The organism is Vibrio sp. 10N.222.55.B11 (assembly GCF_041473705.1).
GTDB lineage: Bacteria > Pseudomonadota > Gammaproteobacteria > Enterobacterales > Vibrionaceae > Vibrio > Vibrio crassostreae_C.
Map to the genome: position 1 here is coordinate 1 of NZ_JBFRST010000068.1, position 11,757 is coordinate 11,757.

At 44.0% G+C, this 11,757-nt stretch carries 8 protein-coding genes and 2 pseudogenes; 5 read left to right on the forward strand and 5 right to left on the reverse strand.

Annotated elements, in window-relative coordinates:
• The 5 genes and pseudogenes from AB4503_RS22465 to AB4503_RS22485 form a co-directional block, all read left to right on the forward strand.
• Positions 1-240 (forward strand): annotated as a pseudogene (locus AB4503_RS22465) (IS5/IS1182 family transposase); the annotation flags it as partial.
• Positions 241-296: 56 nt separating this feature from the next.
• Positions 297-1,571, forward strand: a pseudogene (locus AB4503_RS22470) (alpha/beta hydrolase-fold protein); the annotation flags it as partial.
• Positions 1,561-2,754 (forward strand): outer membrane protein transport protein, encoded by a 1,194-nt coding sequence (locus AB4503_RS22475; RefSeq protein WP_372115740.1) that lies wholly within the window; start codon positions 1,561-1,563, stop codon positions 2,752-2,754. The pseudogene AB4503_RS22470 and the gene AB4503_RS22475, both read left to right, overlap by 11 nt.
• A 195-nt stretch (positions 2,755-2,949) precedes the next feature.
• Positions 2,950-4,302 carry an efflux RND transporter periplasmic adaptor subunit gene (locus AB4503_RS22480; RefSeq protein WP_108155859.1) on the forward strand — a complete coding sequence of 451 codons (1,353 nt, stop codon included), beginning with the start codon at positions 2,950-2,952 and terminating at the stop codon, positions 4,300-4,302.
• A complete protein-coding gene (locus AB4503_RS22485; RefSeq protein ID WP_372115741.1) occupies positions 4,289-7,366 on the forward strand; it encodes an efflux RND transporter permease subunit in 3,078 nt (1,025 codons plus the stop codon). The genes AB4503_RS22480 and AB4503_RS22485 overlap by 14 nt, the downstream gene beginning before the upstream one ends.
• A 97-nt stretch (positions 7,367-7,463) precedes the next feature.
• On the opposite strand, the gene AB4503_RS22490 is transcribed toward AB4503_RS22485, so the two are convergent.
• From AB4503_RS22490 to AB4503_RS22510, 5 genes are all read right to left on the reverse strand, one after another.
• The gene (locus AB4503_RS22490; RefSeq protein WP_372115742.1) at positions 7,464-8,228 is read right to left on the reverse strand and encodes a DUF481 domain-containing protein; all 765 of its coding nucleotides are present in this window, start codon (positions 8,226-8,228) and stop codon (positions 7,464-7,466) included.
• A 191-nt stretch (positions 8,229-8,419) separates the two neighbouring features.
• Positions 8,420-9,316: a hypothetical protein gene (locus AB4503_RS22495; RefSeq protein WP_065584767.1), complete on the reverse strand. Its 897-nt coding sequence runs from the start codon at positions 9,314-9,316 to the stop codon at positions 8,420-8,422.
• Positions 9,317-9,591: 275 nt separating this feature from the next.
• Positions 9,592-9,882: a putative quinol monooxygenase gene (locus AB4503_RS22500; RefSeq protein WP_065584768.1), complete on the reverse strand. Its 291-nt coding sequence runs from the start codon at positions 9,880-9,882 to the stop codon at positions 9,592-9,594.
• A gap of 192 nt (positions 9,883-10,074) precedes the next feature.
• The gene (locus AB4503_RS22505) at positions 10,075-11,445 is read right to left on the reverse strand and encodes an endonuclease/exonuclease/phosphatase family protein (RefSeq protein WP_065584769.1); all 1,371 of its coding nucleotides are present in this window, start codon (positions 11,443-11,445) and stop codon (positions 10,075-10,077) included.
• A 204-nt stretch (positions 11,446-11,649) separates the two neighbouring features.
• The coding region (locus AB4503_RS22510; protein ID WP_136977434.1) for a transposase at positions 11,650-11,757 on the reverse strand (108 nt) is incomplete at its 5' end.

Genomic DNA, 11,757 nt, shown 5'->3' on the forward strand with positions numbered 1-11,757 from the left:
CCTCGAAATCTCGCCGTGGGTTGCCAGAAATTATACGGCTCAAATAAGTATTGGAAAGAGCGGTATGGATACCACAAACGTTCATTGTCAGAAACAGCGATGTATCGAGTTAAACAGTTGCTAGGAGGACGATTGAGCTTAAGAAATTACAATGCCCAGGTGGGTGAAACTTACGCGATGATAAAAGCGTTGAACAAGCTTACTGGGTTAGGTATGCCTGAAACTTGTCGTATTGATTAAGAAATACGCGAAACGGGGTTGTTCTATCTTTAAATTTAATTACGCAACAAAGCCACGGTGGTTTTCCTACAGAAAGAGAACCAACCCCGAAGATAACCAAAGAGTTAGATATAACTGCAGATATTTATGTTCCTAATGGATGGGATAAAAGTAGTCAGTTACCTACAGCAATTTTTATTCATGGTGTTACAGCAGAGCGCGGCACTGCTTCTTTAATGGCTGCGGAATATACTGATAAAGGTTATGCCGTGGTTGCGATCGATATGCCATATCACGGTGAGCGGATACGTTATGACTCAAGCCCTGAGCACGTGGAAATTAGTGCCCGAGCAAACAAAGCCTTCTTCATCAATATTGATTCCCCTTTAGCGCTTCGTTCTAACCTCCAGCAGTCTGTTTCTGATTTTCTGGGTCTACGCTATGCGTTGAGCCAAGAAGGTTGGGTTGATAACAATAACGTTCATCTAATCGGACAATCGTTGGGTGGGATCATGTCGGTAATGGTGAGTGAGTTTAGTCAAGCAAGCCCTGATTTTCACTCGGATACTAATCCTAATTTTGAATTCAATACGGTGAACTTTGTTGTTCCGGGGCAGGGGCTAACCAACTTGGTTCTGTCTTCTCAAACCTTAGGCCCTGAAATGTCTGAAGGTGTTAAGAAGTCTCCAGATGTTCAGCACGGTATTGCTGAAACTGTCATACCAGATACATGTACAGAAGAAGCAACGAATCAACAATGTATTGAGGCACTTAGAGAGTTTGTTGAACTTTCGTCCGATAGCGCGCTACTTGTCAGTCAGCTAGAGAATGACATCTTCAATTTGGTTGTTACCGACCTTAAACAAGGAGTTCAAGCAACAATTGATAGTGCAGACCCTGCTAGCTTCATCTCTCGTCAAGTTCAGGCTGAGCAACCGACTCTTTTATTAGCTGCAGTTGGAGATTGCGGCGAAACCTGTGACGTTGGCGTTGATTACGTTCCTGATAGCGTAATTCCTAATACCGCGCCAGATAATATTCGAACTGGCACTGAGCCCTTAATTACGGCCCTTGGTTTAGACCCTATAACGGGTACAAAGCGTGATCAGATCGAACTCGGTGGAGTCATAAGAACGACAACCGGTGGACACGGTACGTATTTGTTTCCTTATGAAGGCCCCGTTGATGAAAATGGCCTACCGGGTATGCCTGGCGAAAATATGTCAGATGTACGTGAAGCCGTGACAACCCAACAATTAGCTGTTGCTTCGATGGTGATGACTGACGGTTCGCTTGTTGTCATTAATAACGAAGACCATATCGAAACAGAGGTGCCTCAAGATGAAGAATAAACTCATATTGGGCACCGCAGCTGCTCTCATTCCATGTTTAACAAACGCCGCAGGATTCCAACTTAACGCACAATCAGCAACGGGTTTAGGCCGTGCATTCGCGGGTGATGCTGTTATGGCCGATAGTGCGGCAATTGTGGCTAAGAACAGCGCTGCGATGGCTTACATCGAGCAACCAACACTTTCTGTAGGTGCTATCTATGTCGATAGTGGTATTGATGTGTCTAATGTTAGCTACACGCCAATGATTGGTGATACTGAAATGTTGGATGACCAATCATTAGACGCAGGGACATTAGTTCCAAACATTCATTATGTTCATTCTATCGAAGATTCGAAGTTCACATTAGGTGTAACGGTTCACTCCAATTTCGGTACTGACGTCGAATTTGATAACTCGTTCGAAGCGGATGAGTTTGGAGGCAAAACGGCGCTTTCCAGTATCAATGTTGGCTTCGCTGTCGCTTATGAGATCTCTGAAAAGCTCAACTTAGGTGCTGGTATTGATGTTATCTACGGTGAAGGTGAAATTTCGCGTCAAGGTTTACTCGGTGTTGATGCTGATGGATTTGGCTTGGGCGCCAATATTGGTGCTACCTATCAAGTTAATGAGAATAACAAATTTGGTATTTCCTATCGTTACAGCCCAGATATCGAAGTGGAAGGTGACATTACCAAAGGCGGCGTCCCTGCCGACAAGATGAACGTACCTCTACCAGACACTCTAGAGTTTTCCGGTTGGCACCAGCTCAACGAACAGTGGGCTTTCCATTACAGCTTGCAGTGGGTGAACTGGTCTGAATTTGACTCGCTAACATCTGACTCTTATGACGACTCTATTAAAGAGTATCAATGGAAAGATGCAGGACATGTTTCTGTCGGTGGTACATACACCATGTTAAAAGACATCGTTCTGCGAGCGGGTTACATGTACGACATTTCCCCGACTGACGAACTCACATCGCTCTCTATTCCTGATGTTAACCGTCACTTGTTAACAGTCGGAGGGACGTATAACTTCACCGATGCCAGTTCTGTGGACGTTGGAGTCGGATTTATCATCGGAGAATTACAAGATATTGACGAAAACCTGACGACGATTCCAGGAACGAGTTCCAATATAACTGCTGATGTGACTGCCGATGCTCTCTTGCTTGGTGTTCAATATCAACATCGTTTTTAACTTTTACTTTGGAGTTCAGAACGTAAAAATTTAGGAATCATATAAAAATTGCAGGGCTCGACAGTGAGTTGAGCCCTTTTCTCATTATTAGCTGTTTTAGCATTATTTAAATAGCTGGAAGCTCATTAAGTAAGAAATAGCTGCTTAGAAAAACGTTTTAATTCAGACGAATTCAAACGGTTATGGTTATTAAAAATGAAATTTACAAAGCTTAGTAAAACAATCTGTTTGGCACTGTTTGCCTTACATATCTCTCCATCGTTTGCCCAAGACTCAAACTTGATTCCTGTGACTATCGAAAAAGCGCACAAACAAGCGTTCACATCTTCAATCAACGAGGTTGGCAAAATCAGGGCAACGGATTCTGCTGCATTGACATTCAGTGCCTCCGACAAAATTCTCAATATCCATTTCAAAGATGGAGATTCAGTTAAAAAAGGCGAGTTGATCGCTCAACTGGACAATACCAAAGCGAAAGCCGATCTAGACAAAGCAAGAAGCTCTCTAGCGTTAGCAAAGTCGAAATTAAAGCGAGTACAAGAATTACTAAAGAAACAGCCTGACTCTATGTCTCAACAAGATGTTGAAGAACTGGGAGAGCAGGCGAATTTAGCTGCGGCTGATTTCCGTCAGAAAGAAGCGCTAATGAATGACTATTTATTGGTTGCGCCATTTGATGGGCAATTAACCAACTTTACCCACTCAGTGGGCAGTAAGATTGATGGCGCAACCGCGTTGGTGAGTTTGATCAAACTCGATCCTGTCGAAGTTCAGTATTCCATTGGACAATCGGATCTAGGCAACGCAAAACTTGGACAGAATGTCTCTATTCAAGTTGATGCTTTTGTCGATGAAGCGTTTTCTGGTGTGGTGGATTACATTGCCCCCGCGGTTGATGAGAGTTCAGGTCGCGTAGAAGTACACGCGCACGTGACCAATCCAGATCATCGTTTAGTTCCGGGTATGTTTGCCAAAGTAAGCCAAATGACGAGCGAAGACACGACTCAAATGGTGGTTTCCCAAAATTCCGTTCAAGCAAAAAATGCACAACGTTTTGTATGGATTGTGAATGGCGAAAAAATCGAGCAACGCATTGTTGAATTGGGCGTGAATACTAACGATGGGTACGTCGTTGTTGAAAGCGGATTGAAACTGGGTGATCAGGTCGTGGTGACGGGACAACAGAACCTAAAGAAAGCGTCTCTAGTTAAGGTAATGAACCCTAATGCGGAGCAGAAAACGGTTGAGCTAATAACGGAGCCAATAGACAAAGAGGTCACTAAGCAGACCGTTAAGCCCGAGGTAGAAAAGACCGAAACACAGATTGATGAAGCACATCCGGTTGAGCCTTCGGTTGATTGGACGGAAGCAACAAAAGGTGTAGACGAAGCGGTCAACGAAAATAACGAGCGTGCGGAAACTAATGCGGCCGCTGAGCAATCATCGAGCGAAATCCAAAGCCAGGAAACTCACAGCAAGGAAACTTTAAGCAAGCAAACCCAAAGCAAGGAAGCCGTAACGAAGGAGAATCTGAATGAAGCTTCCTGAGATTTGTATCAAGCACCCTGTGTTTGCGTCTGTTCTGAGTATTACCATTGTTTTGCTTGGGCTTTTGTCGTTTCAAAAGCTCTCAATCCAATACTTTCCTGAACATAAAACACCGTCGGCGACTGTAACCGCGGCGATCAATGGCGCGAGCGCTGAGTTCATGTCGCGCAATGTGGCAGATAAACTGATCACGGCGGCAACAGGCTTAGACAGCGTGAAAACCATGACGACCGACTGTCAGGAAGGAACGTGTAATCTAAAAATCATTTTTGAAGATGACATTAATGACGTCGAATACACCAGCTTGATGAACAACCTGCGTAGCAGTGTTGAAGCGATTGGTGATTTTCCTCCGAGTATGACGGATAAGCCAACGGTAACGGATGACTCTTCTGATACCAGTATGCCGAGTAACATCATCACGTTTGTGAATACCGGCAAGATGTCTAAGCAAGACATGTATGACTACATTAGCCAGCAAGTTGTGCCCCAGTTTAAGCACATACAAGGTGTGGGGGGGATTTGGGGGCCGTATGGTGGCAGTGAAAAAGCGGTGCGTGTGTGGTTACAACCAGATCGAATGATGGCGCTCAATATGAGTGCATCCGATGTGGTTGGAACATTAAGCTCATACAATGCGACATTTACCGCGGGTACTATCAAAGGTCAGGTGCGAGATTTCTCCATTAACCCAGTCAACCAAGTGACCAGTGTTGATGATGTGCGAGATTTGGTGGTTCGTGTCGATAACGGCAAAATCATTCGCATTGGCGATATTGCTGAAGTAAAAATGGGTGAGGAGAGCCTTACACCGAGTATTCTTCGTGTTGACGACAACTTAGCTATGTCGATTCAGTTACTGCCACTGAAAAGTGAAAACCCAGTGACGGTTGCCAATAAGGTTAAGAAGCAAATAGACGTGATTCAACCTCAGTTGCCTGAAGGCATTGAGATGAAGATGGTTTATAACCAAGCTGATTTTATTAAAACTGCAATTGACGAAGGCTTCATGACTTTAGTTGAAGCGATTGTTCTGGTTTCAGCCGTTGTCGTGTTGTTCCTTGGTTCAGTTCGTGTGGCGTCTATTCCTATTATCACCATTCCTGTGTGCGTAATAGGCGTATTTGCCGTCATGCATTTACTTGGATTTAGCATCAACGTACTGACGATTCTCGCTATCATTCTCGCCATTGGTTTGGTGGTTGATGATGCGATTGTTGTGGCTGAAAACTGCTACCGTCATATCGAAGAGGGTGAAACGCCGTTCAATGCTGCAATTAAAGGGTGTCGAGAGATCGTATTTCCAGTGATTGCGATGACGCTGACTTTGGCCGTTGTTTACTTACCAATTGGCTTGATGGCAGGCCTAACCGCCGATCTATTCAGGCAGTTCGCGTTCACGCTTGCAGCAGCGGTGATCATCTCTGGGTTTGTGGCGTTAACGCTCTCACCAATGATGAGTGCTTACTTAATGAAGCCAGTATCAACCCCGGCGAAGTGGTATCAAAAAGTTGATGCGAAACTGAATGTGTTATCGGATTTATACACGAAAGAGTTAGGCAAATGGTTTGATCGTAAGGCTCTGATGAGTGGTATTGCTTTAGTGCTGATCGCTTTATCGGCCTTAGCGGTTTGGACAATGCCTCAAGTGTTGCTTCCAACGGAAGATACTGGTTTTGTTGAGGTCACTTCAACGCCTCCTACAGGAGTCGGACGTCAGTATCACCTAGACAACAACGAGCAACTCAACAGTGTGTTCAAAGGTGATAATTCAGTAGAAGCGAATTTATCTTACATCGAAGGGACTCCGACCAATCACGTTTTATTGAAATCATGGGGCGAGCGTGACCAGTCAGCTGATGAGTTGGTGAACGAGTTTATCGCTAAAGCGCAAAGTTCGGTCTCTGCTTATGGCATGTCTTTCAAGGTTCGCTCGGCTGATAACTTGAACATTGCCACTAATATGATCCTAGAGTTAACGACGGTTAACCGTGATACCACCGTATTGTCGGAAACGGCGAATGAGGTGGTGGAGGCGCTTGAGAGTTATGAGGGCGTGACCAACATTAAAAATTCGATGTTGCGTGACCAATTGCGTTATGACTTGTCGATTGACCGCAATGCTATCGTATTGTCTGGTGTGGATTACAGTAATGTCACCAATGCGCTATCTACTTTCTTAGGATCAGTGAAAGCGGCAGATCTACAAGCGGATGATGGCTATACGTACCCAATTCAAGTTCAAGTAAATCTTAGTGATCTTGGCGATTTCAAGGTGCTCGATAAGCTGTACGTGGATTCACAGTCGGGTCAAAGGCTTCCTTTATCTCAGTTTGTATCAATCAAGCAAGTGACATCGGAATCTAATTTCAAGACGTTCATGGGTAAAGACAGTGCTGAAATCACCGCGGACTTGATGCCCGGATATACGGCGAGCGACGTGAAGGCATACATTGATGACACGGTACCAAGTCTGTTGAAACCTGCTCAGAGCTACGAGTTCAATGGCGTAGTTAAAGACCTGGTTGATTCAACCGCGGGCGCACAAGTGCTGTTCGTATTGGCGTTGATTTTCATCTTCTTGATCTTGGCGGCGCAGTTTGAAAGCTTTGTTGACCCAATGATCATCTTGCTAACGGTTCCATTGTGTATTGTGGGCGCGATTTTGACGCTTTCGGTATTTGGTCAAAGCCTCAATATTTACTCGAAGATAGGATTGCTGACACTGGTTGGTCTCGTGACCAAACACGGTATTTTGCTGGTGGAGTTTGCCAACGAGAAACGCAAATCTGGCGCGAGTGCAAAAGAAGCGGCGATCAGCAGTGCACGTTCAAGGCTGCGTCCTATCTTGATGACCTCACTGACGATGATCCTCGGTTCATTGCCATTGGCATTAGCAGATGGTCCGGGTTCATTAGGTCGAATCAATATTGGTTTGGTGTTGGTCGGAGGTTTGACAGCCGGAACCTTCTTCTCACTGTTCTTAGTACCAGTGGCTTACGTTGGTATGGCGAATCTAAAACAGATGGATGCGTTGACTCGATTAAGAACCAAACCAGCGTAGCGAGATGCTTTAAATTTATCTAGATACTTCAAGGCCCTCATTGTGAGGGCCTTTTGCTATTGTGGGCTAGATTAAGTCAGGAAAGCGGTGAGGGCGGTTAGAAATCGTAGTTTAGATTCATTGAGCTGTAGATTTCGGCGTTACTTTGATCTGAGGCGACAGTGGTGTTGTAAATGTATTCGGTATCAAACGTCAGTGCTAAATTACCCATCAGAATGTTCTTCAAATAGCCTTTTAGGTTGTAGTTTGTGTTCTCTTCACCGTAGGCCATGTTTGCAGTTGCACCCATAGAAAACGTTTCTGTAAGTGTTAGCGATCCATCAATACTGGCATTAACGATCAGCTCGTAGTTTTCTTTGTTTGGGAACTCTTCATCGGAGGGTTGTCGTTGACTGATTCTGTAACCCGGACCCGCAGAGCCTTGAAGCTTGATTCTTTCTGTATCGTAAAAGTGACGACCAAATCCGGTCGCGGTAATGAATTGCTTACGATAGGTACCATAGTGATCGTGTTCAAAACGTGTTGTCGCGACCAAATAGGTGATTTCGTTCAAGTCATAGCTGATGCCATAGTTGGTGGTATAGCGATTGGTACCGTCTTCGTCGTTTTCAGCATCGGTATAGTAGGTATCAAACTGAACTCGTTGGCCCCAGTTCTCTTTTTTGTATCCAATAGAGATTCCAGAGTTGATCGACAAAGATGAGCTGGTGTTTTGTGAGTAGATAAACCCAAGCTTGGTCAAGGTCGTAAAAGGGGATTCTTTAGCTTCTTCTTGTAATTCAGAACCTTGGCTTAATACGACTTGGTCCTCGACTTCCACTTCTTCAACCTCCTCTCCAGCCTCTTTTCCAAATATGGGCATAGAGAACGCGATGAGAGCTAAAGGTAGCTTTCCTAGGTATCGTGTGTATGAAACTGTGTTTGTTAATGGGCGCGTTGTTTGCGAGATAGCGTGTGTCGACATAATGGTTTGGTATATAAAATGATAGAACACGACGAACGCAAGGTTAGTCGTGAAGAGTCGCCAATGATTGAATCGAAAATGCGAGTGAGTTACGACGCCATAGGTAAAGGCGAAAAAATCGTTTTTATCGCTGAGAACCCGCTACCTCGATGAGGATTGAAATCTTCAATGTGGACAAAGAATTCAAGTATCTCAGAAGGTTTATCGTCTTCGATTAATAAGAACTCGAGTAGCCCTTGTTCGACATGCCATGAAACTATGGTCTCGCTTGATTGATCTGCTGAAATCTGTTCAACATTGATCACAACGCTCGTCTCGGGTAAGACATTGAAAGCATCTTGCGCACATTTGAGAATACAGCTGGAGACATACTCTCGATATAAAGCATTGCTTTCAGAAAGAGACATCGTTTCAAGCTTCACTTCACCTTGGCACATTACCTTTTTTTCTTTAGGGATCACGTTGTGCTTATTAACCTGAATATTGATTTCTAGCAGGTGACCATTCTTATAAGTATTGAAGTTATGGTTAATCAGCTTAGTGTCGGCTACCGCGGCGTTAATGGAGTTCTGCTGAGCTTCGGAAAGGGCAGAAAGCTTTGCTTCGCTATCGTTGTTTAAAATACCTTTCGATAATTGATTGCCCTTGGCCCAGTAGCTGTAGCTTTGAACCCAATGCACAAACTCTGTCTTGTATTGCTCGATGTCCTGTTCGGCGGCACGCTCAATATTGTTGGTGAGGGTGTACAATTTCGACTTGTTGCCTAGCAGCATATCTAGCCAGCTAGGCTTGTACTCATCGAGTGCTTCCATGGCTTTGACTTTATGATCGAATCGAACTGTTGGCATTACCGGAGCAGGCTCCATCGCAATCGACTCCCAATTCATTTTTGGGGCCGGAATGGTATGCACGGATTGGATTAAGTATAGGTGCTGATTGAATAAGTTCACTTCACTTACAGCGTCCTCAAGTTGTTTGGTATTCATCTACATTCCTGTCGACTGTTGTTCTTGTAATTTGGCGCTTAGTTTATGGTCAAAGCGCGCGAACAGTATTTAAATGAATGTGAATGATCTTTCGTGAGGTTACTTGATATTGGTTTAGGAATATTTCGACTGTGGAGAGATTAGCTTCTGTTTATGAGGGAGGAAGCGGCACATCGAGCCTGGCACAAAATGAACTCGAAACAACATGACAGGCAAGAAAAGCGAAACCCTGCGTTGAAAGCAGGGTTTTTATTGAATCAGTACTGAGTGACTGGTTAGGCAATGTGCGTCATTTTGTTAATCACAAAGGTTTCAATACAGTTTTCAGTCGCAGCCATGTACTCGGCGATGTGTTGGCTCGCTAAGTGTTTCTCTAGATGAGCTTCAGAATCCCAGTTCTCATGAAAAACGAAGTGAGCAGGGTTACTGTTATCTTGATGGAGGTCGTAGTTGATACAGCCTTCTTCGGAGCGGGTTTTATCGATCAATTTAATCATCTCTGATTTAACTAGCTCAGTTTTATCTTCTTTAGAGACGATCGTTGCAATAATGGTTAGCTTAGTCATTGTGAATTCCTAGGGCAATAAATCTCTGGGTCCGGGTAATATAAGTATCTATAAACCAAAGAAAAAGATACGATCTATCCAATGACTATGGCTGTTTGTGTCCATAATTCTCTTTGTAATCGCGAGATTTTTAATGAATTACGCTCATAAGAAAGCCCGACACTAAGCCGGGCATTTTAAAAAGTGAATGAATTAGTTACTGAAATCAGCCTTTACCCAGATCATGCGGTGGTCAGATGAAACATCTTTACCGTTACCATAATCACCAATTCGTGAGTCATTGAATAGCTTGCGTCCTTCTTCATAAGAAGCGGCCCAGTAAACACCAGAATCAACGATGTTAAGTGTTGCTGAAGGCAGTGCGTAATCTACAGCAAGTCCAAATGTTGAAGTGATACGGTTCGGTTGTGGGTGAGACGATGATTTATCTACCGCATGTTCAGCTGCGCCATAACTTGTTGGATACAAGCTGCCATTGGTGACGTCTTGGTTAACTAACGAGTCGTTATGCAAATCTTGCATTACAGAGCTAATGCCGTCGCCATCAACAGGATCTAGGTTTTGGTCACCCATCATAACAAAGTGCTTGCCTTGCTCTAGGCCACCTGTTTTTCCAGTGTCATCATAGATGAACGACTTGTTTTGGATGTATTGGTGCCAGAAGTCGACTTCCGCTGCGTTTTGCTCAATGTTCTTACCCACATCAAAAGCTGGAGGAGTAGGGTGTGACATCAACAAGTGAACGGTTTCTGTCCCGTTTTTAGTTGGAATTAGGATCGGCGCGTCAACGTGGTTTTTTGACGATAGACGAACTTCTTCCCATTCAGCTGCTGTGTACCACTCGTCGCCACAGTTCATGCCGACAGGGAACTTACTAGGATCATCACAAACTGTGATTGTTGGGATGGTTGCACCTTCAAGATCTTTCCATTTAAATTCTTGGAATGTGCGAGTGTTGGCCGTGTCTATCTCATATTTAGACATTAGAGCAAACGCATACTGACCATGGTAGAAACCGAAGCCCCACGCATCACCGGGAAGTGTTCCAAAATTACCGTCATTGTCTAAATCAAAACCAAATTCGTTCAACAAACCTGTATTGGTCGAGTAGCTTTCAAAATATGGATATGAAATTGGTTCTAGGTTCGCGTCGCCACCTGCACCTTCGATACTTTGAGCAACAGAAAGGTAGTTCTTCTGGAAGCCTTCGAGCGCTGATTTGTCGGTACCAGTACCATTATTGTTAAATTCAGCCATCATCAGCACATCAGGTCGATTCTTTTGAATCACGGCAGCGACGTTGCGGATCTGGATAACCTTGGCAGCTGTTACTTTGTCAGCGTCATCAATCGTGTTATCCAAATAGTCGGTTACTAGTTTTGTTTGAGCGCTTGGTTCAATCTGCATTTCTGTTACAAGGTCTTCGAAGGTGGCACGATCAAAAGACAAGTTATAAGTCGCGATCTTTACTTCTTCAGGTTGAACGTAATCTGTGTCACTGCTGCAACCAATCAAAAGTGCAGAAGAGATGGCGAAAGCGATAGATGTTTTTAACAATTTCATAAAGTGGGTCCGCTAATTGCTGAAAGAAATTTGGGACGCGCATGTTATGAGATGGATATCATTCTGTAAGTGATTCTTGTCACAGGCAAGGCTCTGAAGTGATATCTTGTTGCATTGAAAATGTGACATTTGGAACTAGTGTCTGTAATTAGAATAAAGACTTAAAATTCATAAATTTAATTAGAACTGTGAATTAAAAAAGGTTCATCGCGGCTTTCCGGGGAAAGCCGCTTTTATCTTCAAGAAGAAGTAGTCGGTATCTCGATACCCATACCCCATTCGCTTGATTAGCTTTATCTTGTTGTTTATCCC

Bases quoted from the DNA above. Each gene is read 5' to 3' on its own strand.
- AB4503_RS22500 (WP_065584768.1), bottom strand. From the start codon at position 9,882: ATGACTAAGCTAACCATTATTGCAACGATCGTCTCTAAAGAAGATAAA.
- AB4503_RS22490 (WP_372115742.1), bottom strand. From the start codon at position 8,228: ATGCCCATATTTGGAAAAGAGGCTGGAGAGGAGGTTGAAGAAGTGGAA.
- AB4503_RS22480 (WP_108155859.1), top strand. From the start codon at position 2,950: ATGAAATTTACAAAGCTTAGTAAAACAATCTGTTTGGCACTGTTTGCC.
- AB4503_RS22495 (WP_065584767.1), bottom strand. From the start codon at position 9,316: ATGAATACCAAACAACTTGAGGACGCTGTAAGTGAAGTGAACTTATTC.
- AB4503_RS22485 (WP_372115741.1), top strand. From the start codon at position 4,289: ATGAAGCTTCCTGAGATTTGTATCAAGCACCCTGTGTTTGCGTCTGTT.
- AB4503_RS22475 (WP_372115740.1), top strand. From the start codon at position 1,561: ATGAAGAATAAACTCATATTGGGCACCGCAGCTGCTCTCATTCCATGT.
- AB4503_RS22505 (WP_065584769.1), bottom strand. From the start codon at position 11,445: ATGAAATTGTTAAAAACATCTATCGCTTTCGCCATCTCTTCTGCACTT.